This window comes from Bradyrhizobium frederickii (assembly GCF_004570865.1).
Classification (GTDB): Bacteria; Pseudomonadota; Alphaproteobacteria; order Rhizobiales; family Xanthobacteraceae; genus Bradyrhizobium; species Bradyrhizobium frederickii.
The window spans coordinates 310,235-334,156 of record NZ_SPQS01000001.1; the positions used below are offsets into that span (position 1 = coordinate 310,235).

The window sequence follows — 23,922 nt, forward strand, 5'->3', positions numbered from 1 at the left end:
CTCAGGCCGGCTCGAGGCCGAGGGACTTCGCACTCTCGATCCAGATCGGCAATTCGCGTTGATAGAGCTCGTTGGTCTCCTTGAAGCCGATGGCGGGCTCGAGCACGAAGGTCGCGAGAACCTCCTTCACTTTTGGATCCTTGTTGGCCGCGACGCAGAGCTCCGCCAGGCGGTCGACGACGGCCTGCGGCGTTGCCTTGGGCACAGCCCAACCCGAAAAGCCGCTGACGGTGAAGAATTTCGACGTCGCGCCCTGCTCCGGAAGGGTCTTGATGGTCGGGATCGCGTCGACCTTCTTCGAATGCACCGCGAATACGGTGCCGCGATCGCTTTGCAGGACCGACTGGGCAGCCGTGTAGCTTCCCATGGCGACATCGAGCGTGCCTTCGAGCATCCCGGTCCACATCGGGGCCTCGCCGCGGTAATGGATCGGCTCGATGTTGAGACCGTACTGCTTGTTGAGCTCGTTGATCGTCATGTGCGGGGCCGAGCCTGCGCTGTAGGTGCCGAAATTCACCTTGCCGCTCTTGCGCGCGAAGGCGACGAAATCCTCCAGCGTCTTGACCCCGGTCTTCGGGTTGGCCACCAGCAACAGGCCGGCGCCCGGAATGACGCTGACGAGCGTCAGATCCTTGTCCATGTCGTAGCCGGGATTCTTCATCACCACCCGGTTCATGATGTAGGTGGTCGAGATCGAGCACAGGATGGTGTGGCCGTCGGGCTCGGCGCGGGCGACCTCCGCCGTGCCGATCGCGCCGGAAGCGCCGGGCTTGTTCTCGACGACCACGGTCTTGCCGACCTGCTTGGAGATGAATTCGCCATAGGCGCGCGCGAGCAGGTCGGTCTGCCCGCCGGCGGGATAGCTGCAAATCATGCGAATCTGCCGCGTTGGCCAGGCGCCTTGTGATGCAGCTTGCGCCGAGGCGCTGCGCGAGACGAAAGGCATCGCGAATGCGCCGGCTCCGGCGGCGATGAAGTGGCGGCGATCGATTTTCTTGGACATGATTCTCTCCCGATTCCGGGCAGGGTACTGCACCCGGCCGGCGCTGCCATGGGCGTCAGGCGAGACAGATTGGCGCATTCCGTCGGACAGGGGTGTGACTTGGCGAGCACGGCGTTCGTGCCCCGGACGCAGCGCTGCCGGCAGACCCGGCCATTCCAGTCACCGCTGAATGATCTTGGTCCAGACGTCGCCCAGAATGGCGGGCTCGCGCGGCGGCAGATAGGAGAGGCCGGCCTGCTTGCCGAATTCGGCGATCTTGCCCTCAGCGGCGAGCTCCGTCAGTGCCTTGTTGACGGCCTCGATCAGCGCGCCATCGCTGGCCAGCCCGACATAGCCGCGATTGGCTCCGATCGGGTAATAGTAGCCGGACGCCGTGATCGCCGTGTCAGGGTGCGCGGCGCGGTGGGCATCGAAGCGGGCAAGATCGATCAGGGTCGCGTCATGGTCGCCGCGCTCGAGAGCGCCCAGGAGATCGTCGCGGCCGGGGACGAGATGGGTGATACTGTCGATCAGCCGCCCCTTGTCGAAGGTCATCAGGATGGCGTCGCCGAGCGAGCCGCTTTCGATGGCCAGGCGAAGCCCGGCGAGATCGCCGATGTCGCCGATCTTGCGGCCCTTGGCCTTCGGCCCCAGCACCACCGTCATCGGCGAATAGATGTAGGGCTGGCTTGGCGCGAGCACGCCCAGCGCGACGCGACGCCGCCGATCGTCGCGCGTGGCCCCGGCGAAACCCGGCAGGCGGGCCGTCTTCATCCCCGGCACGACGAGCGAATCCTGCGTCAGCGCGTAGCTGCCGACGAGGGAGCAGCGCCCATCCGAGAGCAGCGCATTGGCCTCGAGCTGCGGGCTGGAATCCTCATCGAGCCTGCTCTCGAACCATTGTATCGCGAGCGGCCGTCGCAGGCGTTCGGCCACGGCCTGCGCCAGCAGCACGTCGAAGCCGGCATCCGGCTTGCCCTTTCGATGCACCGACAGCGGCGGCCGGTCTTCATCGAGACATATCTTGAGCGGATCCTCGGCGGCGACCGCGCTCGCAACGAGAGGCGCTGCCAAGAGGATCGCCGCGACGCTCCAGATGGAGAGGCGTCTCATGGCTTTCTCCGGCTGGAGACGAACGCCCAGAGATTCCCGATCTCGTCGTCTGAAAGGATGTCGCCCCAGGGCGGCATCTTGTTGTTCTTGCCGTTCTTCACCGTGGTGACGAAGCGCGCCTTGTCGTCGGGAATGGCGCGCAGGTCCGGCGTGACTGTACCAGAGTTCATCAGATTGGGGCCGTGGCAGTGCGAGCATTTCGAGGCATAGGTCGACTTGCCATGGTCGATCTGAGCCTGCACTGGATTGCCGTTCGCGTCGTCCGCGGCACGAACGGTCGCCGCAAGCGCGACCGTCAGCACCGCGACGGTGGCGAGGCTCGCCACCGTCTTGTGAGAGATCAGTTTCAGCATCGCAGCCGTGGTTACTGCTTGACTGCAAAGACCCAGAGCGAGCCGCCGGGCGGCACCTGAGCCAACCGCTCGTCGCCGGAGAACAGTGAGTAGACGCCGCCATAGCCGCTCGTCACGGCGACATACTGTACGCCATCCTGCTGCCAGGTCACGGGCTGTCCCTCGATGCCGGAGCCGGTCTGGAACTGCCAGAGCTTCTTGCCGGTATCGGCGTCGAAGGCCTCGAACTCGCCGGTCAGTGCGCCTGAGAACACGACGCCCCCGGCCGTCGACAGCACGCCCGAGAAGCGCGGAATGTCGCTCGGCGCTTCCCACTTCGATTTGCCGGTCATGGGATCGATGGCCTTGAGATGACCGCGCGGCCCGTCCCCGTACTCCCAGAGGTCGGTCAGATCCATGCCGAGATACCATTCACCCTGCTTGTAGGTGACGGGCTCGGTCTTGTACCTGCCGCCGAAGGCGAGCGTATTGGCATAGGCGAGGCCAGTTTGCGGATTGAACGACATCGGCTCCCAATTTTTGCCGCCGAGGATGGACGGATAGACCGTCACTTTCTTGCCCTCGCGGGCGTCCTTGGAAATGTCGGTCTCGATCGGACGTCCGGTCTTCATGTCGATCCCGGTCGCCCAGTTGACCTTCACGTACGGATTGGCCGCGAGCAGCTTCCCGTTGGTGCGGTCGAGCACGTAGAAGAAGCCGTTGCGGTTGGCATTCAGCAGCGCCTTGGTCGGCTTGCCCTCGATCGTCATGTCGGCGAGCACCATCTCTGCGACGGCGTCGTAGTCGAACGGATTGTTCGGCGAGAACTGGTAGTGCCACTTGATCTTGCCGGTCTTCGGATCCAGCGCCAGCACCGAGCAGGTGTAGAGATTGTCACCGGGCCGGACAGCAGAATTGAACGGGCCGGGATTGCCGATGCCCCAATAGATCGTGTTCAGTTCCGGATCGTAAGAGCCCGTGATCCAGGTCGAGCCGCCGCCGAGCTTCCAGGTGTCACCCTTCCAGGTGTCACCGCCGGGCTCCTCCGGCGAGGGGATCGAATGGGTGCGCCAGAGGTGCTTACCCGTCGCGGGCTCCCAGCCGTCGATGAAGCCGCGCGTGCCGAACTCGGCGCCGGAGATGCCGGTGATGACGACGCCGTCGGCAACCAGCGGGGCGACCGTCATCGAATAGCCTTCCTTGAAGTCGGCCGCCTTCTGCCGCCACAATTCCTTGCCGGTCTTGGCGTCGAGCGCGATCACGTGGGCGTCGAGCGTCGTACGAAACAATTTGCCTTCGTGGATTGCGACGCCGCGATTGATGATGCCGCAGCAGACGATTCGGGGTGTCTCGGCGGGATATTCGACCTTGGTTTTCCAGATCTGCTTGCCGGTCTTGGCGTCGACCGCCATGGTCGCATTGTGCGAGGTCACGTAGATCACGCCCTGGTACACCAGCGGCTGCGATTCCTCGCTGCGATCGTCGTTGAAGGAATAATTCCAGACCGGGACGAGGTTCTTGACGGTGTCCTTGTTGATCTGGTTCAGCGTCGAGAAGCGCTGCAGATTGTAGCCCATCCCGTAATTGAGAACGTTCGATGTATCAGTCGCGCCCTTGACCAGTTGCTCGGTGGTCTGTGCGCTTGCACACGTCGATGCAAGCATGACGAGGCCCGCGGCCATCGCAAAGCGTTTCATCCGTCCCTCCCAATATGCGCGCCTTTGACGCTGCGGCACTAACACTCCGTCGGAAACAAAAACGCGTCAATACGAAAGTCGCAAGTGTCGTGCCGATATCGGCGAATGCAATAGCCGGTCACCTCATGGAAACCGGCCGATTTGTGCAGAGACGCTGGGGAAATTCCGCGCCGCAATGCAGCTCCGATCCAGGGGGCTGGCCGAGCCGCGGGGATTCGTGAGTTGTGGCGCGCGTAAGTTGTAATTCCGGACTTGAACCAGACCCGCTTGCGGATTTAACTCGTTGCTGGCCCGCACCGGGGCTCTTTATCTGGAGGTCTTGATGATTTCGCGTCGCTCAGTTGCACTTGCGCTCTCGATGGCGTTGTTGTCCGGTCCGGCGTGGCCGGCCTCCGGCAATGCGGTCAAATTGTTCGATACCGACAACGACGGCACGCTCGATCTGGCCGAGGTCAAGAAGGCGGCGGCCGGATTGTTCGCAAAGCTCGATCCGGATCGCGACGGCACGCTCGATGCGCGCGAATTGCGCGGACGGTTGACGGCGAAAGAGCTCGCCGCCGCCGATCCCGACCGCGACGGGACACTGACGCTCGACGAATACCTGTCCGTGGTCGAGCAGCGCTTCAATGCGGCCAACCCCGACAAGGATGGAACGCTGGATACGAAGGAGCTGAACTCGCGTGCCGGCCGCGCGCTTGTGCGATTGTTGCGCTGAGCGGGACAATCGGAACAAACGTGAGTGCGGCTTTTTGCGAGCCGTCGCTCGGAACATCGGGCAGCTCGGTCTGTTCTCTCCGCGATATCCTGGCCGGCGCCGGGGCCGCGCGGCGGGAGAAGAGGAGATGCAGATGAACACGAAACATTCCGTTCTTGCCGCCTGCGCAATCCTGACTCTGAGCGCCGGCCTCGCCGTCGCCGGCCCGTGCAACACGGGCAGCGCCAGCACCGACAAGGATGCTGGCTCTGGTCCGGTCACCGTGGGCGCAGCGCAATCGCACTCGTCCGGTTCGGCCGGCGACTCCAGCCAGCATCCGCCGACCAGCACGATGAATCGTGCCAGCGGCGAAACGCCGGCGTCGTCCGAAGATGCGCAGCGGCAAATGCAGAGCGAGCCGACGGCGGCTCAGCGGGCCGAAGGCGCCAAGCCGAGCGGCTCGGCAATGGCCGACAAGGACTGCTGACGGCGCGGTGTCGTTGGTGTCGATTCGACGCGCGGGGCGTCGCACAGCCAGCGTCTCCGCAGGTCGTGCTTGACCAAGAGAGAACTGGCTTTGTCCGAGAGAGAAATGCAGCCGCGAAGAATCGACACAGACGCGCTCCGCAGCCGAATCGAGGCTTGAACTGCATCTGAGGCAGCCCTAGGTTTTGCGCCGCGCGATGTCGCGCTCAATACCTTGGGGAGACCCGAATGGCTTGGAAAGCTCCGAAGATCGTGGAAGTGCCGGTCGGCATGGAAATCAACATGTACGCCTGCGCTTCGCGCAAGTAAGACTGACGACCTGCCGCGGCTTCGATGGCAAACGCCGTCGAAGCCGTGGTAGTGTCGGGAATGCGCGCGAGAGCCAACAGCTTCTGGACTATTGCTGCCTGCGCGGTCGCGCTGACACCGGCGCATGTGCATGCCGAGGATGGCTTCGATACCGAGCACATCTTCGGCTTCATGATCGGCACCGATGTCGGCAATCCCGGCGAGCGCGAATTCCAGAACCAGACCACGGGGCGCTTCGGCAAGGGCGGCGGCAGATATCGCGCCCTCGAGAACGAATTCGAAATCGAAGTCGTGCCGCTGCCGAACTTCCGCATCGAGGTCGGCGGCACCGCGAGCTTGCACGACATCACCGGCGTCCCCGATATCGACGACCGCCGCCAGTTCAATTTTCAAGGCGCCTCGCTCGATCTGCGCTACCGCCTGCTCGACCGCGCGCGTGCGCCGTTCGGCCTCACCATCGCCGCCGAGCTCCATGGCGACCGCATCGATGAGACCAGCGGCGCGAAAGGGCGGATGTACGGCACCGAATTCACGCTGGCATTCGACCGCGAACTCATTCCGAACTTCGCCATCGGCGCTCTCAACCTGATCTATCAACCGGAATGGGCGCGCTTCGAGGTGGCGGGCGTGTCCGAGAAGAGCTCGACGATCGGGGCGGCGTTGGCCGGCCTCGTGCGTGTGCGGTCCAACGTGCTGCTCGGCGGGGAGCTGCGCTACTTCCGGCAATATGAGGGGATCGGCCTTGGCGAGCTTTCGGGCCAGGCCCTGTTCGTCGGCCCGACCGCTTATTTCCAATTGTCCGAGCGCTCACGGCTGACCTTGAGCTGGAGCACGCAGGCCTGGGGCCGTCCAGCCGGATCGGGCGGAAATCTCGACCTCGTCAATTTCGAACGCCACCAGGCCCGGATGGTGTTCGGGGTGAACTTCTAGAAGGAGGCGTCATGGCCGGGACAAGCCCGGCCATGACGATGTGGCGGCGTTTTGCGTTTCGCCAGCAGCGAACTGACTGAGCCAGTTCCAGCTCATTCCCCCCGCAAAATTGAAACTTACCCCTCCATCGAGCGTAGCTCTTTGTGCTAATCTTGATCGCCCTTGCGAGAGGATCCCGGCATGAGCCCGATTGACCTGGTGGTGACTGTGTGTGCGGTACTCTCGCCGGCGACCTGCGAGGAGCAGCATTTGATGTTCAGCTATGCTGGGTCGCCGCGGCAATGTGCGATGGCCGCGCCGCCCTATATCGCGCAATGGGTCGGGGAGCATCCGAAGTGGCAGGCGGTGCGGTGGCGCTGCGAATATCCGCACCCGAACGACAAGGCGTGAGCCTCGGGCGTTGATCGGGCCGAGTCACGGGCAAGCCCCTCATCCTGGAGGGCCGCGTAGCGGCGTCTCGAAGGATCGAGGTCGAGCTGCATCAGCCGGGCCTTCATGGTTCGAGACGCGCTTCGCGCTCCTCACCATGAAGGGGGTAGCTATTTGGTGCAGTCCTTCAAATCCTTGTCGGCGATCGAGAACACTGCGTCGGCCCTGATCTCGATGTCGCGGACCACACATTGGCGTCCGTTGGGATAGCCGACCTTGGCGTCGTAGCGGCCGGGCTCGACGCCGGTGATGCGTAGCCGCTCGTCGTGGTCGACCTCCTTGTCCTTGTCGTTCAGGCATTGGTTCGGGCCCCAGTCGGTCTTGCCGGCCGGTGAGAGCTGGAATCCGGAGATCGTCTCCATCGTCAGGTTCCAGAGCCTGATGCCCTTGCCCTTGGCCTGCGCGGCGGCGTCGCCGGCAAGCGTCGACAACGCGATCAATGCAAGTACCCAACGCATCAAGCAGTCCTCCCACAGGCGCGCCGTCATTCCCTGATCAGGCGTTCGCGGTTCTTTGCCTTGTCGAAATTTTTGGCGCGGTCAAGGCCGATCGGCGCGATCAGCTTCGCCGAGGCGAGATCGGCGCCGTCGAAATCGGCGTCGACGACGATGGCGCCGGTCAGATCGGCTCCGCCGAGTTGGGCGTTTTTCAGCGATGCGCCGCTCAGGTCGGCGCCCCTGAGGACCGCGAATTCAAGGTCGACGCGTGACAAATCGGCGTTGCGCGCGTTCAGTCGATCCATATTGGCGGATCTCAGCACCGCGCGCATCAGCCCCATTGACTGGTTGCGCATGTCGGCACCGAGATGCGCATCCGCGATCGACGTGCCGACCATGCTCGCGCCGGTGAGATCTGCCGTGATGCGCGCACCAGTCAGATCGGCGCCGTCGAGGCGAGCACGTACCATCTGTGACGCGAACAAACTGGCGCCCTTCAGACTCGCGCCCGTGAGATCTGCCTCCAGCAGCCACGCCTGATCGAGGATCGCCCCATCAAGCCGGGCACCGGCGAGTTTCGTCTTGTTGAGCCGTGCCGTACGGAGACTTGCGTTGGCGAGGTCGAGACCACTGAGATCGAGCCCCGATAACCGCTTGCCGGTCAAATCGGCGGGTGTGCCGGCGCTCGCTCTGGCCAGCGCGGCCTCGACCTCCTGCCGGCTCATCTCGGCGGAGACCATGGCGGGTGACGTCAGATCGAGATCGCGCATCATGTCCTGCGCGCGCGTCGTCGTCGCGAGCAGAGCAAGGCCAAGTGCCGTCAGGGCGATCCTTCGCTTCATCAGCAGACTCCGCTGCGACCCAATTTAGCACGGGCCTCGTGCGGTTGCCTATGAGACATCCCGCCCGGCGTGAACGTCGCCTTGTTCCGCCTGGATGTGCCGTGCAAGCTCGGTCCTGATCGCCGCAATCTCGGCTTCGCTGCGCGCGGCGCGCGGGATGGCGATCGGAAGCTCCTGTACGATCCGCGCGGGACGCGGCGACAAGACGAACAGGCGGTCGCCGAGCCGGATCGCATCGTCGAGACTATGGGTCACGAGCAGCGTCATCACCGGACGCCGCGCCACCAGCATCGCGATCTCGTCGCGCAAGCGGCCGGCGAGGGCGTCGTCGAGCGAGGCGAGGGGTTCGTCGAGCACCAGGAGGTCGGGCTCGACCGCGAAAGCGCGGGCGAGCGCTACGCGTCGGGCAAGGCCGAGCGACAACTCGCCGGGAAAGTGGCTGCGATGCGCTTCCAGCTCCAGAATCCTGAACAGCTCCGACAGCTTCGGCTCGGTCACATCAGGGGCAGCCAGCCGCACATTCTGCTCGACGGAACGCCACGGCAGCAGCCGGGGCTCCTGGAACACCATTCCGATCCGCGCCCGCGGCGGCCGCGCGATATGGCCCCTGAAATCGCCATCGAGCCCGAGGATGATGCGCAGCATCGTGCTCTTGCCGCAGCCGGACGGACCGATGAGTACGCCGACCTCGCCGGGGCAGAGCGCGAACTTGAGCGGCGCGAGCACCTCGTGGGTCCCGCCCGCGGCACTCGTGAACGTCTTGCCCGTGATGTCGACCTCAAGCCGCACGGGGCCGCCACCGTGTCGTGCGGGCTTCGAACGGCTGCACCAGCAAGGTTTCGATCACGAGAACGACCGCGGCGAATGTCAGCGAATAGGCCAGCAGCCGCGGCGTGTCGAACAGCTGGAAGGCGACGCCGATCTCGAAACCGACCCCGTTCGGACGTCCGAGCAGTTCGGCGACCAGCACGATCTTCCACACCAGCGATAGTCCGGAGCGGGCGGCGGCCGCGATATAGGGCGCAAGCTGCGGCAGCACGACATGGCGGAATGCGCGCCAGCGCGGCATCGCGAACACGCTTGCCATCTCGTCGAGCGAGCGGTCGAGCGCGCGGGTGCCCTCGCGCAAGGTTACGACGGCGGTCGGGAGCTTGTTGATGGCGATCGCCGCGATCGCGGCGGTCTCGGTCAGGCCGGCCCAGATATAGGCCAGCACGATCACGACCAGCGCGGGCAGGTTGAGCAGCAGGATCAGCCAGGGATCGCCGAGCCGGTCTGCGAGCCTGACCCGTCCCATCAGGTAGCCGATGGCGCTGCCGAGCGACATCGCCAGCACGAAGGCGAGCGCGACGCGCGCCAGCGTGGCGCCGAGATGCAGGAACAGCGCGCCGGACGAGGCTTCCGCAATCATCACCTCGAGCACGGCCGGCGGGGACGGCAGCTTCGCGCCGCCGACGAACAGCGCGGCAATCCACCAGGACACGAGGAACAGGGCGAACGAGAGAAGACGCAGCACCTCAGTCTCCAGGCACGGCGTGGTAGAACGTGCCGGGATCGAGCTCGGGCGCGGGGCCGACGAGGTCGCGGCCACCGATCTCGGCCAGCACGCGATACAGCACGCGCGCGTCCTGTTCCTCCTCAGCGATGCTCCGGTGCGGAATACCGTCGCGATAGCGCTCGCGATAGGTCTTGAGCAGGGTGACATCGCTCGTGCCGGTCAGCGGCGCGATCTTGTCCCAGGCCGCATCCGAGGTGACCAGCAATTGCTTGGCCTTGCGGGTCATGGCGATGAAGCGCGCCACGGCGTCGCGATGGCTCGCGGCCCAATTCTCGTCGAAGACGTAACCGACCGCGGAGACGGCGCCCTTGGCACCCAGCTTCGGTAAAATGTCTTCGATGCCGGCGAGGCGCCTAAAACCCTTGGCTTCGAGCTGGGCACAGAAATTCCAGAAGTTGAGGCTCGCCTCCATCTCGCCGTCGAGCGCCTTGGCGGCGATCAGGGGCGGGGCGCCATAGGCGATGGTCGCCTCCGACTTCAGGTCGATGCCATCCTGCTTCATGCGCGCCTGCAGCAGCAGCCAGCTCTTGTCGATGGCCCCGCCCGCGACGGCGAGCTTGCGGCCCTTCAAGTCGGCAAGCGACTTGATCGGCGATGAGGACGGCACCATCACCGCGCCGAGCGCACTGGAGTAGGGATAGAAGGTGAGCTTGGCACCGAGCGCGCGCTCGCGCGACACCCACAGCCAGTCCGACAGGATGATGTCGGCACTGCCTGCGCGCATCGCGATCTTGCCGGCCTCGGTGCTTGCGAGTTCGGTGACCTCCAGCGCGAGGCCCGCTTCCTTGTCGAGTCCACTCGCGCGGATCGCGGCCAGCTCCCAGGAGAATGTTCCGGTTTTCTGCACCGCAAGGCGGATCGTCTCCGCGGCGCGGCCGGGTGCGGCCAGCGTCAGCGCCAGCGTCGTCGCGAGCGCCAATGGTCGACCAAGTGCCCTTATCAGGCCAAGTGCTCTCATCACCTTGTGAGCCGTTTCCTCTGACAGAGTGCTTTTCAGGACAATACGCATAGCATAGCTTTGATCGCAACCAGCGGGAGGATGCGCATGAAACTGGCCGGACAGCTACGACCGATTGTCGCCGCATTGACGGTCCTGGCGGCAACGGCATGCGTGGCGCGGGCCGAGGACGCCAACGATTATCCCACGTCGGCGCGCGCGGAGTACGTCTATGGCTGCATGAAGGCCAATGGCGAGGGCCGGCAGTCGATCGAGCAATGTTCCTGCTCGATCGATGTGGTGGCCTCGATCGTCCCCTATGAGCGCTATGTTACCGCGGAGACCGCGCTCAGCATGTCGCAGGTCCGCGGCAATCTCGGCGTCCAGTTCCGCACCTCGGAGCAGGCCAACACGGCAGTGAACGATCTGCGGCGGGCGCAGGCGGAAGCCGAGGTGAGGTGTTTTTGACGGTGCAGCAACCAACGCATTCGTCATGCCCGGGCTTGTCCCGGGCATCCACGTTCTTGTGATGAGGCGCGAAGTACGTGGATGGCCGGGACAAGCCCGGCCATGACGGGTGAGGGACCTACGTCCCCGGCTTCTCGACATCCCACTCGTTGCGGAACACGTGTCCCTCGGTGTCCCTGGCTTCCGCACGGAAACGCTTGGCGCCGTTGGAGACATAGGTGAAGCGCAGGTTGGGATCTTCCGAGATCGAGATGCCGCCTTCCATCGACAGCACGGGGCTGTCGTCCTGCGTCAGCTTCAACTGGTTGATGAAGAAGGCGGGAATATAGAGCTGCGTGACCTGGTCCATCTGCAGACCAGAATTGTTGGGATGGCCGATCATGATCTGTGCTTCGCGGACGCGGCTGGCCGCCGCCTCCTCGCGCGCGAATTGCCGATAGCGCATCTTGCCGAGCCGGCTGTTGGCTTCCTCGACATTCTTTCCCGCCGGCGCCGAGCAGCCGCCGGAGGCCTTCACATAGACTTTCGAGACATAGAGCTGGCCGTCGCTGAGCTCGGCCACCGCATGGACGTCGGTGTAATTGTTGATACGCACGCGCGTCGAGATCTCGCTGACATTGGCATCGGTGCCGAGCTCGAACTTCGCCGCCATCGGCGCCGGGTTACGGTCGATCACGAGCGTGATCGAACGGATCCGGCGGCTGTCTGCGGGCGACAGCTTGCTGCGCAGGGTCACCGGCACGATCGCCGCGTCCTCGGCACGATACGGCATCTCGATGCCGATGACGGCACTGCCGTCATTCATCGGGCGGCCATTGAAGATGTCCTGCACCAGGCCCGGCCAGGGATCGTAGGCTTCTTCGGCCTGCACCGGCACAGCAAAGGCGAGACCGAGCAGTGCGGCGATCAGGGGCAGGCGGCGTGTGCATCCCGTCATGGTCGTGTCCTCCGAGTCAGCGAAGCTGATCTCGTCCCCCGAGTCAGCGAAGCTGATCTCGTCCCCCGAGTCAGCGAAGCTGATCTCGTCCTCCGAGTTAGCGAAGCTGATCTTGTCCCCGCAGTCAGCGAAGCTGAACTCCTGCGTATCTTAGCGCGCCGGCTACTCCCATTCAATTTCCGAGAATGCTGCAGTCGCGTTCCGGGCGTTGTAATCGCCGAACAGCTCCCAGCGCGGTCGCTCCTCGGCGGCCGCCTTGTCGGCGGCGGCCCGGATCGGCTCGCCGTTCTTGTTCAGCGCGCGAACGTCGGACAGCAGCGTTGACAGGTAACGTCGTTCATCGGTCAACGCAGCAGGCCAGTCGCTCACGGGTCCGTGACCGGGAACGACGCGCTGCGCTGGAATGGCTTCCAACTCCTTCAACGTCTCGAGCCAACCGCGGATGCTGCCGTCCATGACCGGAATGTGGCGGATAAAGACGAGGTCGCCTGCAAACAGGGTCTTGGTCGTCTCGTCGTAAACGGTGACGTCGTTGTCGCTGTGTCCGGCCCGCCAGGCGCGCAAAGCCAAGCGGCGCGATCCGAGATCGAGCGTCATCGTGTCTGAGACCAGGAGGGTTGGAGCAATGATCTTCACGGGATCGATCAACGCGCTGCCCATGATGCGGCGAAAATTGTCGAGATAGTGAGGCCCGCGCGTCGCGAGCGCCTGGGGCAGCTTGCTATGGCCGACGAAGGTCGTGTCTGCGGCGGCGAAGGCCGCATTGCCGAAGACATGGTCGGGGTGGCCGTGGGTGTTGATGACATAGCGGATCGGCTTGGGCGTACGGGCCCGCACGGCCGCCAGCAGGGCCTCGCCTTCGCGCAAGCTGCCGCCAGTGTCGATGACAGCCACGGCATCATCGCCCACGATGAAGCCGACATTGGCAATGTCGCCCTCGTTCTCGCGGGTCATCAGGGCAATGGCCCCGGAGTGTACGAAGATTCCCGGCGCGACTTCGCTCACAGGCAATTCGGCCGCCCCGGCCCGTGCTAGCGTTGCTGTCCCCAACAGGGACAAGGCTGCGATCACTCGAGCGATGCGAGACACTTTTCCGCCTCAGTTCAAAGGATTGGCTGCATTGCACTGCAACAAAGCAAAGCCAGCACAGTCTGGCAAAACATGGCGCGTCATGCGTTGCATGGATAGCATTCAAACAAAACGAGGAGGAAGCGCGATGACGAAGGCCGGACGACATCGTCGCTGGTTGTTGTCACTGTGGGTCGTGATTGCGTCCTGCGCACTCGGCGAGGTCGCCATCGCGCAGACCAGTGACAGCGGTGACCTCTCGTTCGAGCTAGTCGACCCGAACGTGCTGCGCGTCTGTGCCGATCCACGCAATCTGCCGTTCTCGAACGAAAAGGGCGAGGGGTTCGAGAACAAGCTGGCCGAGCTGTTTGCAGACAGGCTCAAGAAGAAGCTCGACTACGTCTTCTTCCCGCAGGCCACGGGCTTCGTGCGGATGACGCTGGGGGCGCATCGCTGCGACGTCATCATGGGCTTTCCGCAGGGCGACGACGTCGTGCAGGGCACCAATCCCTATTACCGCACGACCTATGCGCTGGTCGCCAAGACCGGCAGCGGGCTCGAGGAGGTCGACACGCTCGAGGACCCGAAGCTGAAGGGCAAGCATGTCGGCATCGTCGCCGGAACGCCGCCGGCGACCAACATGGCCATTGCCGGCCTGATGGGCGATGCGAAGCCCTATCCGCTGATGATCGACACGCGCTACGACAATTCGGCGCAGGCCATGATCGACGACCTCGCAGCCGGCAAGATCGACGCCGGCGTGCTGTGGGGTCCCATGGCCGGCTACTACGCGAAGAAGGTCGGCGCGCTTCATGTCACGCCGCTGGTGAAGGAGACCACGGGACCGAAACTGGTTTATCGCATCGGCATGGGCGTGCGTCCCGCCGACCAGAACTGGAAGCGACAGCTCAACAAGCTGATCCAGGAGAACCAGGGCGAGATCAACAAGATCCTGATCGACTTCGGCGTACCGCTGCTCGACGAGAGCGATCGGCCGATCAATGCGGAGACGGCCAAGAAGTCGCCATGAGGCGGCTTCCCGCCGTTGCGCTCGTCGCCGCCGTGCTGGCGGCGCCGGTCCTGGCGCAGCAGCAGGAGCCGTTCGAGCCCGAGAATTATCGCGCCGACAATTATCGCGCGCCGGTGCCGGCGACGCTGGCCGGCGCGCGCGTGCTCACCACGGCGGAAGCCGAAGCGATCTGGCGGGCGAAGAGCGGTGTGTTCGTCGACGTGCTGCCGCGCCCACCGAAGCCGAAGAACCTTCCGGAAGGCACGGTGTGGCGCGATGCGCCGCGCAGGAACATTCCGGGCGGCGTCTGGCTGCCGGATACCGGCTACGGATCTCTGCCGCCGGCGATGGATGACTATTTCCAGCGCGGGCTTACTCGTGTCTCGGGCGGCGATAAGGCCACGCTGCTGGTGATCTACTGCCTGGCCGATTGCTGGATGTCCTGGAACGCGGCCAAGCGCGCGCTGGCCTATGGCTATTCCAACATCGCCTGGTACCCCGACGGCACCGACGGCTGGGAGCGCGCCAAGCTTCCGACCGAAGAGGCGCAGCCGGAACCGCGGCCGGAGCAATAGGCGCGTGAACGCAGGGTCTGCCGCCTCGCCCCGCAAGCGAGGCGAAGCAGGCGCTACTGCTTCTGCAGCTTCGTCAGAGTGCCGGTGCCGTTCGTTTCAGTTGCAGAATAGTTCACCCTGTCGCCGGCATGAACGGCGTCCAGCATCGCGGCGTCCTTGGCCTTGAACTCCTGGAGCGCGCCGGCACTTCCGGTGCTGGCGCCGACCGTGCCCTTCTGCGTCTGCTGGATCGAGATCGTGCCGTTGAGCCGATCGATCCGCATCACCATGCCGGTCATGTCGTCAGCAAGAGCGCTGGTTGCGAGCAGGCTGAGGGCCGCAGCACCCGCCCAGATAAATTTGGTGGTTCCCATCGAGGCCTCCCGACATCCTGGAGTTCACTTCGACAAGCCATCCTAGATCGATTTGGTTCCGGCGGATAGCCGGGGCAAAGGTTAACGATGGTGTCGCTATCGCGGGAACTTCCGAATGCCATCAGGGAGGCTGACGCTATTCCATCTCCTGCTGGATCACGCGGCCGAGCGCGAACAGGCGCTGGTCGATCGTGGTTGGAACCTCGCAGACGAATCGCACGACCTTGTTGCGGTCCTCGAAGATGCGGGTCTTCCAGATCAGCTCGTTGCCGAGCGCCTCGACCTTGGCCTCGTCACGCGGCGTGGCGCTCTGAAGGGCCTGGAGCTGAATTGTCTCCTCACGGATCTTGTCGGCGGCCTCGCGCTGCTTGCGGCTGACGCGTTCGAGCCCGTTCATGACCTGCGAACGCTGGGCGTTAAGCGTCTCGAACAGGCCGGCGAACAGCAGCTTTGCGTTGGTGCTCTTGTCGGCGGAAGAGGCAGCCAGGAAGTCCTTCACCAACTTCTCGGCCTCGTCCATCGGCGTCTTGCGCGCCGACAGTCTTGCGACCAGCGCGGTGATTTTCGTGTCGTTCTTCCACCTGGTCTCGGCGTCGTCGAGCGCGGGGCCGGCCCAGACGGCGGCGAGCGAGATCTCCGGCACTTTGGCCTGCGTGCACGGCCAGTTGGGGTAGCGCGGATCGGCGGCGCGGGCGGCCGTGCCCGCCAGCGCGAGCGCCAGAACAGCCATCGCCAGAACCTTCATCCTTCGCCTCCTGCGGGCCCCCGTCGCGCCAGCCCACGCGAGGGATCATAGGCCAGAATTGCGCCGATCATGAAGACGATTGTGCAAGCCGCGACCACGGCCAGCGAGATCCAGTTGATTTGCCCGTAGAGTGCAAAACGTATCAGCTCGACCGCATGGGTGAACGGGTTGGCCTCGCAGAGATAGTACAGATAGGGACTGCCCTCCTGCACACGCCAGAGCGGATAGAGCGCGGAGGAGGCGAAGAACATCGGGAAGATGACGAAGTTCATGACCCCGGCGAAGTTCTCCAGCTGCTTGATGCCGGAGGAGATCAGCATGCCGAGCGAGCCCAGCATCAGCCCGGACAGGATCAGCGCCGGCAGCACGGTGAGATAACCCGATGACGGCGGGGTGATGTCCCAGAACCAGGCGATCAGAAGGAACGCATAGACCTGGAGCAGCGACACCGCGGTCCCCGCCAGCAGCTTGCAGAACAGCAGGAAGCCGCGCGGCAGCGGGCTCACCAGCAGCGTGCGCATGTTGCCCATCTCGCGGTCATAGACCATCGACAGCGAGGATTGCATGCCGTTGAAGAGCTGGATCATCGCCATCAGCCCGGGCGCGATATAGACCTCGTAGAGGATGTAGGTCTCGTAGGGCGGGATGATGGAGATGCCGAGCACCTGGCGGAAGCCGGCGGCGAAGATGAACAGCCACACCAGCGGCCGCACCAGGGCCGACACGAAGCGCTCGCGCTGATGCAGGAAGCGCAGGCCTTCGCGCCAGACGATGCCGGTGAGGCAGGTCATGTACTCGGCAAATGAGAAGCCGCGCCGGGCCTCGCGCGCCGTGATGCTGCTCATGCGCCGCCTCCCGGCATGGTTTGCGCGCCGGTCAGGCGCATGAAGGCGGTGTTGACGTCCTGGGCGCCGGCCTCGGTGACGACGCGGCTCATCGGCCCCCGCGCCAGCACCTTGCCCTGGTGCAGCACCACGAGGTCGTCGCTGGGCATGATCTCGTCGAACAGGTGCGTGGCCCAGAGCACGCCGATGCCTTGTTCCGTGACGAGCTGGCGGACCTGGCCGATGATGTCGGCGCGCGCCTTGACATCGAGGCCGACCGTCGGCTCGTCGAGCAACAATAGCCGCGGCCGGTGCAGCAGCGCCCGCGCGATCTCCAGCCGCCGCATCTGTCCGCCGGAGAGATCGCGCACCTTGCTGCCGGCGCGCTCTTCGAGCCCGATGCGGCCGAGCAGCTCGGCGCTGCGCGCTGCGGCGTCGCTCCGGCCGATGCCGTGGAGTGCGGCGTGATAGAGCAGGTTCTGCGTCAGCGACAGGTCGAGATCGAGCGTGCGCGGCTGGAACACGACCCCCAGCAGCCGCAGCGCCTCGCCGGGGCTCTTGCTGATGTCATGACCGAAGATTCCGACGCGGCCGGACTGGATGCCGAACAGGCGCGTGATGAGCGAGAACAGCGTGCTCTTGCCGGCGCCGTTAAGGCCGAGCAGGGCGGTAAAGCTTGCCGGCTGCACATTGAAGGAGACGTCGATCAACGCCCGGCGCGGACCATAGGCATGGCTGACGCCGTCGATCGACAGCGCCGGCGCCGTGGCCGCTGCTGGCCTCGGCGCCCCCTGTGGTTCGGGAATCGGAGCAGGGCTGGTCATGGCGCGATCGCGATGCCCCAGGGCAGTTCGCCCACCTGAATGGTCTTGATCACCTTCTGCGCGGCGACATCGATGACGGAGACGTCGTTCGAGACGCCGTTGGTGGTCAGCAGATATTTTTCGTCGGGCGTGAACGCCATGTGCCAGACCCGCTGCCCGACCAGCAGGTATTTCGTCACCTTGCGCGAGGCGACATCGACCACGGCGATGCGGTTGGCCGGTCCGAGCGCGACGAAGGCGGTCTTGTCGTCCTTGGTCATGCCGATGCCGACCGGCTGGATCGCCTCTTTCCGCAGGCCCGGAATCTCGAACGTGACCTTGCCGATCACTTCGTGCTTCCTGGGATCGATGATCGAGACGGTGCCGCCGATCTCGGAGGAGACCCACACTTCGGACGAATCGTGCTTGAACTCGGCAAAGCGCGGCCGCGCATCGACCAGCACGTTGGCGACGATCTGGCGCGAGGCCGTGTCGATGAAATGCGCCATGTTGGTCGTTTCCGACGTATTGATCAGCGTCTTGCCGTCGGGACTGATGGTCATGCCCTCGGGCTCGACGCCGACCTGGATGTCGCCGAGCCGGACACGCTTTTCTAGGTCGATCACGGTCACCGTGTTGTCGTTCTCGTTGGCGACATAGAGAATCTTGCCGGCCGCATCCTGGGCGAACAATTCCGGGTCGGGGCCTGAGGGCAGGCTGTCCACGACGCTCTGCGTCTTGGCGTCGATCATCTGGATGGTGTCGTCGTCGCCGACCGCGACCATCACGAACTTGGCGTCGCGCGTGAAATCGATGCCGCGGGGACGCTGGCCGACCTTGATGGTCTTGGTCACGGTCCAGCTGTCGGTGTCGATCACCGTTACCGTATTGCTCTTCTCGTTCGAGACATAGGCGATGAAGGCATGCGCGGGCGCTGCCGCCAGTATGAGGGTGACCAGCAACGGCGTTGCGAGGATGCGCGACATCTGTCCGCGGGCTGTCTTCACCTCCCCCGCTTGCGGGGGAGGTCGCATTGCATCGCAAGATGCGATGCGGGAGAGGGCTCTCTCCTCTCGGGGGCTATCGCTTGCGGAGACACCCTCTCCCCAACCCTCCCCCGCAAGCGGGGGAGGGGGCGCAGCATCGTCACGGTGCCAGCTTGATCTCATCTCAAATTGCTCACTTCAGCTTGCATTTGCTCTCCGGACGATCATAGCCGAGCGTATCGAGCTCGGAGACCTGGTGCAGAAACCCCTCCTGCGGCGAGACCGACACCACCATGCGGCCGTCGACCAAGAGGATCGGCTGGCGCAGCTGCAAATTCCAGTCGCGCAGGGTCAATCGCGTGCCCTTGAACGCGGCGACCGAGAAATCCGGGCCCTTGATGAAGTCCGTGACCTTCGTGACGTCGCCTGAATTGGTGCGCGAGGTGGCTTCCCCAATCATGCGCACCGCGGTCCAGGCCTGCATGTCGAGCGCCGTCATGCGCCGCGAGTTGAGCTTGACGAAGCGGTTCTGCATCTGGATCGCGCCCCACTGGTCCTGCGATGCGTCCCAGCTGCGCGGCACGAGCCCGGCCGAGCCGGCGACGGGCCGCGGATCCCAGGTGCGATAGGGCAGGTAGCCGCCGAACACCTCGCTCTCGTCGGCGGCGACCAGCACGTCGTAGGCCGGCGCGCCTTGCGTGAACACCGGCATCTGGCGCTGGATCAGCGTGACGCCGCTGTCGGTACGCCGCGCGCCGCCTTTGTCTTCGAAAGTCTTCTCCTGCACGATCTTGGCGCCGAACCGTGCGGCGGCGCGCCGGAGGGCGTCCGCGAACAGCTTGTCCTCGTCGTGCGAGCCGACCACCAGCAGCCAGCGGGACCACTTCTTCCACACCAGATATTGCCCGAGTGCATCGGCCAGCATGGCGCGCGTCGGCGCGGTGTGGATCACGTTGGCGCGGCAATCGGCCTCGCGCAGCCGCTCGTCGATCGCCCCCGCATTGAACAGCAGCGTGCCACGGTCGCGCAAGGCATCCGAGACTTTCAGCAGCGCATCGGCCGGCAGGTCGGTGATGATGAAGCCGTTCTTCTCTGCCAGCGCGGTCGCGGCCTGCACCGGGTCCTCGCCTTCCTTGACGCGGCGCTCTTCCAGCGCGAACCGCTGGCCGAGGAATTTTCCGGTAGTGTTGTTGTCGTCGATCGCGAGGCGCGCGCCAGCGACGCCGTCATTCTCCGCGGGCTGCGCGATCAGCGACAGCGTCGATCGGGGAGCCGCGACGCCGAGATAGCCGACGCCGATCAGGGCAGGCTCCGCCGCGAGCGCGCTCGTCGCAGCAAGACCAAAGCCGATCAGACCGGCCAACCATCGGATCATGTTTCCTCCGGACGATCTCCCCGGCTTGACCGCAGGTGAAGAATTGTCTCTGCTTCAAGCATGACCAATTTGTCAGGCCATGCAACCCCGCATTTCGTCCGCGCGCTCGCCACGTCCGGAATCACGATCATGCGAGCATCGATGATGATCGTTGCTCTGCTGTTGACGCCGTCGGTCGCGCGCGCCGACCCGCCGAAGCTGGCCGTGTTCGACTTCGAGCTGATCGACACCAGCCTGCCCGGGGAGTTCTACGGCTCCAGGCCTGAAGAGGCGCGGCTCCTGCGCATCAGCGAGCAGCTCCGTAAGGAATTGACCGATTCCGGCAGGTTCCAGGTGCTGGACATCGCGCCGGTCAGGGACGCGGCTCGTCACGCCAATTTACAGGCCTGCGGCGGCTGCGATCTCAAGCTCGCCGCCCAGCTCGGAGCAGACCTCGAGATCACCGGCATGGTGCAGAAGGTCTCGAACCTGATCATCAATCTCAACGTCTATCTGCGCGACGTGAAGACAGGCGCCATGATCACCGCGGCGAGCGCCGACATGCGCGGCAACACCGATGAAGCCTGGACGCGCACGATGAGCTATCTGATCCGCAACCGCTTGCTCGCACCGAATTACGGCAGGCCGGAGTAGGGCGTGTCTTTTCGCCTCTCCCCGCGTGCGGGGAGAGGCCGGAATTGGCGACAGCAAATTCCGGGTGAGGGGGCTCTCCGCGAGCCCAACTGCGACCGTCTGCGCGGAGAGCCCCTCACTCCGACCCTCTCCCCGCAAGCGGGGCGAGGGGGAAGCAATCACCCCTTCAGCTTCTCCGCATGCCAGTGCAGGTGATCGCCCATGAAGGTCGAGATGAAATAATAGCTATGGTCATAGCCCGCCTGTCGCCGCAGCGTCAGCGGGATGCCCGCCTTGGTGCAGGCGGCTTCGAGCAGCTCCGGCTTGAGCTGCTCCTTCAGGAAGTTGTCGGCCTCGCCGACATCGACCAGGAAGCCGGAGAACTTCGCGCCGTCCTCGATCAGCGCCACAGTGTCGTGGCTGCGCCAGGCCTCCTTGTTCGGTCCGAGATAGCCGGTCAGCGCCTTAATGCCCCAGGGCACAAGCGAGGGCGCAACGATCGGCGCGAACGCGCTTGCCGCGCGATAGCGGTGCGGGTTGCGCAGCGCCACCGTCAGCGCGCCGTGACCGCCCATCGAATGGCCCATGATCGATTGCCGTTTGGCGTCGACGGGAAAATTTCCCGCCACGAGCTTGGGCAGCTCGTCTGTCACGTAGCTCCACATCCGATAATTGCGCGCGAACGGCTCCTGCGTGGCGTCGACATAGAAGCCGGCCCCGAGGCCGAAATCATAGGCGTTGTTGGCATCGCCTGGCACGTCGGGGCCGCGGGGTGAGGTGTCGGGCGCGACGAAGATCAGGCCGAGCTCGGCACAGGCCTTGCGGAATTCGCCCTTCTCGGTGACGTTGGCATGCGTGCAGGTGAGGCCGGACAGATACCAGACCACGGGCAGCTTCGCGCCTTCGGCATGCGGGGGGACATAGACCGAGAACACCATGTCGGTTCCGGTCGCCTGGCTCGCATGGCGGTACACGCCCTGGACGCCGCCATAGGATTTGTTGGTCGAGACAGTCTGAATCGTCATGCCTTAGCTCCGTGGCATCTCACCACATCAACATTGCAACGCTTGTGTGACCGAATTTGTGGCCGGCGGCCCGTGCGTCAGGCGACACCGCTGTCGATCGCCAACCGCACCAGCTCGACCGAAGTCTTCACCCCGAGCTTCTGGCGCATGATGGAGGAGGTGTTGGCGACCGTCTTGTACGACGACTGCACCAGCCAGGCGATCTCGGACAGGCTCTTTCCGGCACTGAGCAGCCGCAGGATCTCCATCTCCCGCGCGTTCAGCTTCGACAACGGGCTTTGCGCCAGGGTCGGTCCGGCGAAGGCGATGCTGCGCGCGATCGCGCTCGGCAAGTACGTGCCGCCGCCGCCGACGGCGCGGATCGCCTCGACGAGGTCGTCGGGGTCGCCGGTCTTGGAGACGTAGCCTTTGGCGCCGCATTCGATCGCGCGCGCGGCGAAGGCCGGGTCGTCGTTCATGCTGAACATGATGATGCGGGCCTCAGGCGCGCGCTCGAGGATGCGGCGGGCAAGCTCGAATCCGGAGACGGTCGGCAAATTGATGTCGATGATGCAGAGGTCGGGACGCTCGACGATGAAGACGCACTCGCCCTCTTCGGCGTCGGCGGCCTCCAAAATCTCGATCTCGCCCTCGTCGGCCAGCACGGCGCGGCAGCCGGAGGCGACGATGGGATGATCATCGACGATCAGAATACGCATAGGCGTTCCCCGTGACAGCGCGTTCCCTGTGACAAAACTCGCCTATTCTGCGCCGCATGATACCGACCTGGGACAGGCGCGTGAGCGATGTGTCCGAGCTCGCCTCATGCAACCCGGCCGGGATTGCTGTACGCTTCCGATTAGATATCCGCCGCTCCGCCCCTGTCAACGTCGTCGGACAGCGGCGGGCAGAGCTTCGCGAGGCACGAGCGACACCCATGTGGCAAAATCTATCCTTGCGCGGGCGGATCAACCTCTTGCTGGCACTGCTGCTGGCGCTGGGGCTCGCGGTCAATATCGGCCGCCAGGTCGCGGAGGCTGGCCCCCGCGTGCAGGCCGAGGACCAGAGCGTGATCCGCCTGGCGCGCGAGTTCATCGAAATGATCGTGGCCGACCTCAACGAGGCACCCGATCCGGATGCCAGGCTGAACCAGATCGCACGCGATCTCAGCCGTCTGCGTCATGTCAGCATCACGCTCCGGGACGCCGGCGGCCATCCGCTGACGCCGCCGCGGGCCGACGCCGATGCCGACACGCGCGGGCCGCCGGCCTGGTTCGTCAGCCTGGTTCATCCCGACCAGACCGCAGTGAGCGTTCCGGTGTCGATCCACGGCAGGCCCGGCTCGCTCCTGATCACCTCGCATCCCGATGACGAGATCGCCGAGATCTGGGACGGCATCGTGACCCAGCTCGAGGTCGGCTCGGTGATCGCACTGGCGCTGTTTTTCTTGATGATGAATGTGGTCGGCCGGGCGCTGGCGCCGCTGCAATCGCTGGCGGAGGCGATGGGGAAGCTCGAAGGTGGACATTATGAGGCCCGAGTCACGCCGGGCGGCGCGCCGGAGCTCGCCGCGATCTGCACCAAACTCAACCACCTTGCCGCAACGCTTCATGCGGCGGTCGAGGACAAGCGGCGTCTTGCCGAGCGTGCGGTGTCGCTTCAGGATATCGAGCGGAAGGAGATCGCGCGCGAGCTCCACGACGAGTTCGGGCCGTATCTGTTCTCGTTGCGCGCCCATGCCGGCGCGCTGGCGAAGCAGGCGGATGGACGCGTTCCCAATGCGGAGGCCGTGCGAAAACACGGCAGCGCCATGCTGGAGCAGATCAACGCGCTGCAGCAGTTCAATCGCCGCGTGCTGGAGCGCCTCCGTCCCGTCGGGCTCGCCGAGCTCGGCCTGCGTCAGGCCCTGGAATCGCTGTCGCGGCTGTGGCGGGAATCGCATCCCGATGTCGCGATCGAGACCGTGATCTCACCCGCGCTCGGGCCCACGGGCGAGACGGCCGATCTCACGATCTACCGCATCGTGCAGGAGGCGCTTACCAATGTGTTCCGCCACGCCAGCGCGACCGCGGTCAATGTCGTCATCGAACCGGCGGAGCAATCGGCTCACGATGGCCGCTGCTGCGCCCGGGTCCGGGTCAGCGACAATGGCCGCGGCATGGAGCCGGGCCAGAAGCTCGGCTTCGGCCTCGTCGGCATGCGTGAGCGGATTCTGGCACTCGGTGGCACGCTCAACGTCGTCTCCGGCGCAGGCGGCTTGACGGTGGAGGCGCTGGTTCCAACCGCGGCCGCCTGACCGCGCCCGAGGCGATCGGGAATAATTCCCGATTTGGTCGGGAAAACGGGTGCGGATATTGCCCGACCTTTTGTGGCTGGCGCGCGACTTGCCTCCGATTACACTCGTCCCGACCAATCGG

At 64.8% G+C, this 23,922-nt stretch carries 29 protein-coding genes; 10 read left to right on the plus strand and 19 right to left on the minus strand.

Annotation, left to right across the window (positions count from 1 at the left end; translation table 11 throughout):
- Window position 1 precedes the first annotated feature (1 nt).
- The 4 genes from E4K64_RS01410 to E4K64_RS01425 form a co-directional block, all read right to left on the minus strand.
- On the minus strand, window positions 2-1,003 hold the full coding sequence (locus E4K64_RS01410; RefSeq protein WP_135161821.1) for a tripartite tricarboxylate transporter substrate binding protein: 1,002 nt from the start codon (window positions 1,001-1,003) through the stop codon (window positions 2-4).
- A gap of 159 nt (window positions 1,004-1,162) precedes the next feature.
- Complete coding sequence (locus E4K64_RS01415; RefSeq protein WP_135161822.1) at window positions 1,163-2,095, minus strand: type 2 periplasmic-binding domain-containing protein; 933 nt, start codon at window positions 2,093-2,095, stop codon at window positions 1,163-1,165.
- Complete coding sequence (locus E4K64_RS01420) at window positions 2,092-2,448, minus strand: c-type cytochrome (RefSeq protein WP_135161823.1); 357 nt, start codon at window positions 2,446-2,448, stop codon at window positions 2,092-2,094. The genes E4K64_RS01415 and E4K64_RS01420 overlap by 4 nt, the downstream gene beginning before the upstream one ends.
- 11 nt (window positions 2,449-2,459) lie before the next feature.
- A complete protein-coding gene (locus tag E4K64_RS01425) occupies window positions 2,460-4,124 on the minus strand; it encodes a methanol/ethanol family PQQ-dependent dehydrogenase (protein ID WP_135161824.1) in 1,665 nt (554 codons plus the stop codon).
- A gap of 322 nt (window positions 4,125-4,446) precedes the next feature.
- Here E4K64_RS01425 and lanM point away from each other — a divergent pair, with 322 nt between their 5' ends.
- From lanM to E4K64_RS01450, 5 genes are all read left to right on the plus strand, one after another.
- Entirely contained in the window at window positions 4,447-4,839 is a 393-nt protein-coding gene (lanM, locus tag E4K64_RS01430; RefSeq protein WP_135161825.1) for a lanmodulin LanM, read from the plus strand.
- Between the two features lie 127 nt (window positions 4,840-4,966).
- Window positions 4,967-5,305 carry a hypothetical protein gene (locus E4K64_RS01435; RefSeq protein WP_135161826.1) on the plus strand — a complete coding sequence of 113 codons (339 nt, stop codon included), beginning with the start codon at window positions 4,967-4,969 and terminating at the stop codon, window positions 5,303-5,305.
- Window positions 5,306-5,532: 227 nt separating this feature from the next.
- Window positions 5,533-5,613 (plus strand): pyrroloquinoline quinone precursor peptide PqqA, encoded by an 81-nt coding sequence (pqqA, locus tag E4K64_RS01440; protein ID WP_008562446.1) that lies wholly within the window; start codon window positions 5,533-5,535, stop codon window positions 5,611-5,613.
- Between the two features lie 24 nt (window positions 5,614-5,637).
- Complete coding sequence (locus E4K64_RS01445) at window positions 5,638-6,543, plus strand: DUF6662 family protein (protein WP_135161827.1); 906 nt, start codon at window positions 5,638-5,640, stop codon at window positions 6,541-6,543.
- Between the two features lie 180 nt (window positions 6,544-6,723).
- Window positions 6,724-6,933, plus strand: a complete 210-nt coding sequence (locus E4K64_RS01450; RefSeq protein ID WP_135161828.1) for a hypothetical protein — start codon at window positions 6,724-6,726, stop codon at window positions 6,931-6,933.
- A gap of 149 nt (window positions 6,934-7,082) precedes the next feature.
- On the opposite strand, the gene E4K64_RS01455 is transcribed toward E4K64_RS01450, so the two are convergent.
- Genes E4K64_RS01455 through E4K64_RS01475 form a run of 5 tightly spaced genes read right to left on the minus strand, consistent with a single transcriptional unit; the run spans window position 7,083 to window position 10,767 of the window.
- Complete coding sequence (locus tag E4K64_RS01455; RefSeq protein WP_135161829.1) at window positions 7,083-7,430, minus strand: hypothetical protein; 348 nt, start codon at window positions 7,428-7,430, stop codon at window positions 7,083-7,085.
- A 26-nt stretch (window positions 7,431-7,456) separates the two neighbouring features.
- On the minus strand, window positions 7,457-8,251 hold the full coding sequence (locus E4K64_RS01460) for a pentapeptide repeat-containing protein (protein ID WP_167771737.1): 795 nt from the start codon (window positions 8,249-8,251) through the stop codon (window positions 7,457-7,459).
- Between the two features lie 48 nt (window positions 8,252-8,299).
- Window positions 8,300-9,040 carry an ABC transporter ATP-binding protein gene (locus E4K64_RS01465; protein ID WP_135161831.1) on the minus strand — a complete coding sequence of 247 codons (741 nt, stop codon included), beginning with the start codon at window positions 9,038-9,040 and terminating at the stop codon, window positions 8,300-8,302.
- Window positions 9,030-9,767 carry an ABC transporter permease gene (locus tag E4K64_RS01470; RefSeq protein ID WP_126255579.1) on the minus strand — a complete coding sequence of 246 codons (738 nt, stop codon included), beginning with the start codon at window positions 9,765-9,767 and terminating at the stop codon, window positions 9,030-9,032. Before E4K64_RS01470 ends, E4K64_RS01465 begins: the two co-directional genes overlap by 11 nt.
- 1 nt (window position 9,768) lies before the next feature.
- Window positions 9,769-10,767: an ABC transporter substrate-binding protein gene (locus E4K64_RS01475; protein WP_167771776.1), complete on the minus strand. Its 999-nt coding sequence runs from the start codon at window positions 10,765-10,767 to the stop codon at window positions 9,769-9,771.
- Window positions 10,768-10,854: 87 nt separating this feature from the next.
- On the opposite strand from E4K64_RS01475, the gene E4K64_RS01480 reads away from it, so the two are divergent.
- On the plus strand, window positions 10,855-11,214 hold the full coding sequence (locus E4K64_RS01480) for a hypothetical protein (protein ID WP_135161832.1): 360 nt from the start codon (window positions 10,855-10,857) through the stop codon (window positions 11,212-11,214).
- Window positions 11,215-11,332: 118 nt separating this feature from the next.
- Here E4K64_RS01480 and E4K64_RS01485 read toward each other — a convergent pair whose 3' ends face one another.
- Window positions 11,333-12,151: a quinoprotein dehydrogenase-associated SoxYZ-like carrier gene (locus tag E4K64_RS01485; RefSeq protein ID WP_135161833.1), complete on the minus strand. Its 819-nt coding sequence runs from the start codon at window positions 12,149-12,151 to the stop codon at window positions 11,333-11,335.
- A gap of 162 nt (window positions 12,152-12,313) precedes the next feature.
- Window positions 12,314-13,240 (minus strand): quinoprotein relay system zinc metallohydrolase 2, encoded by a 927-nt coding sequence (locus E4K64_RS01490; RefSeq protein WP_135161834.1) that lies wholly within the window; start codon window positions 13,238-13,240, stop codon window positions 12,314-12,316.
- 127 nt (window positions 13,241-13,367) lie between these two features.
- Here E4K64_RS01490 and E4K64_RS01495 point away from each other — a divergent pair, with 127 nt between their 5' ends.
- Both E4K64_RS01495 and E4K64_RS01500 read left to right on the plus strand, forming a co-directional pair.
- Entirely contained in the window at window positions 13,368-14,249 is an 882-nt protein-coding gene (locus E4K64_RS01495; RefSeq protein WP_135161835.1) for a substrate-binding domain-containing protein, read from the plus strand.
- Window positions 14,246-14,803 carry a PQQ-dependent catabolism-associated CXXCW motif protein gene (locus E4K64_RS01500; protein ID WP_135161836.1) on the plus strand — a complete coding sequence of 186 codons (558 nt, stop codon included), beginning with the start codon at window positions 14,246-14,248 and terminating at the stop codon, window positions 14,801-14,803. The genes E4K64_RS01495 and E4K64_RS01500 overlap by 4 nt, the downstream gene beginning before the upstream one ends.
- A 53-nt stretch (window positions 14,804-14,856) precedes the next feature.
- On the opposite strand, the gene E4K64_RS01505 is transcribed toward E4K64_RS01500, so the two are convergent.
- The 6 genes from E4K64_RS01505 to E4K64_RS01530 form a co-directional block, all read right to left on the minus strand.
- Window positions 14,857-15,156 (minus strand): copper-binding protein, encoded by a 300-nt coding sequence (locus E4K64_RS01505; protein WP_126255585.1) that lies wholly within the window; start codon window positions 15,154-15,156, stop codon window positions 14,857-14,859.
- Window positions 15,157-15,292: 136 nt separating this feature from the next.
- Window positions 15,293-15,901 carry a BAR domain-containing protein gene (locus E4K64_RS01510; RefSeq protein WP_135161837.1) on the minus strand — a complete coding sequence of 203 codons (609 nt, stop codon included), beginning with the start codon at window positions 15,899-15,901 and terminating at the stop codon, window positions 15,293-15,295.
- A complete protein-coding gene (locus E4K64_RS01515) occupies window positions 15,898-16,746 on the minus strand; it encodes an ABC transporter permease (RefSeq protein ID WP_135161838.1) in 849 nt (282 codons plus the stop codon). The genes E4K64_RS01510 and E4K64_RS01515 overlap by 4 nt, the downstream gene beginning before the upstream one ends.
- On the minus strand, window positions 16,743-17,549 hold the full coding sequence (locus E4K64_RS01520) for an ABC transporter ATP-binding protein (protein WP_135161839.1): 807 nt from the start codon (window positions 17,547-17,549) through the stop codon (window positions 16,743-16,745). The genes E4K64_RS01515 and E4K64_RS01520 overlap by 4 nt, the downstream gene beginning before the upstream one ends.
- Complete coding sequence (locus E4K64_RS01525) at window positions 17,546-18,514, minus strand: YVTN family beta-propeller repeat protein (protein WP_167771777.1); 969 nt, start codon at window positions 18,512-18,514, stop codon at window positions 17,546-17,548. The genes E4K64_RS01520 and E4K64_RS01525 overlap by 4 nt, the downstream gene beginning before the upstream one ends.
- Window positions 18,515-18,707: 193 nt before the next feature.
- Window positions 18,708-19,889: an ABC transporter substrate-binding protein gene (locus E4K64_RS01530; RefSeq protein ID WP_135161841.1), complete on the minus strand. Its 1,182-nt coding sequence runs from the start codon at window positions 19,887-19,889 to the stop codon at window positions 18,708-18,710.
- A gap of 60 nt (window positions 19,890-19,949) precedes the next feature.
- Between E4K64_RS01530 and E4K64_RS01535 the strand changes: the two genes are divergently transcribed.
- A complete protein-coding gene (locus tag E4K64_RS01535; protein WP_135161842.1) occupies window positions 19,950-20,522 on the plus strand; it encodes a DUF3280 domain-containing protein in 573 nt (190 codons plus the stop codon).
- A gap of 158 nt (window positions 20,523-20,680) precedes the next feature.
- Here the strand turns inward: E4K64_RS01535 and fghA are convergent, their stop codons facing one another.
- Together fghA and E4K64_RS01545 are read right to left on the minus strand one after the other, a co-directional pair.
- Window positions 20,681-21,526 (minus strand): S-formylglutathione hydrolase, encoded by an 846-nt coding sequence (fghA, locus tag E4K64_RS01540; protein ID WP_135161843.1) that lies wholly within the window; start codon window positions 21,524-21,526, stop codon window positions 20,681-20,683.
- A gap of 77 nt (window positions 21,527-21,603) precedes the next feature.
- On the minus strand, window positions 21,604-22,224 hold the full coding sequence (locus E4K64_RS01545; RefSeq protein WP_135161844.1) for a response regulator transcription factor: 621 nt from the start codon (window positions 22,222-22,224) through the stop codon (window positions 21,604-21,606).
- A 218-nt stretch (window positions 22,225-22,442) separates the two neighbouring features.
- Here E4K64_RS01545 and E4K64_RS01550 point away from each other — a divergent pair, with 218 nt between their 5' ends.
- Window positions 22,443-23,801 carry a histidine kinase gene (locus tag E4K64_RS01550; RefSeq protein WP_167771739.1) on the plus strand — a complete coding sequence of 453 codons (1,359 nt, stop codon included), beginning with the start codon at window positions 22,443-22,445 and terminating at the stop codon, window positions 23,799-23,801.
- The last annotated feature ends 121 nt before the right edge of the window (window positions 23,802-23,922 follow it).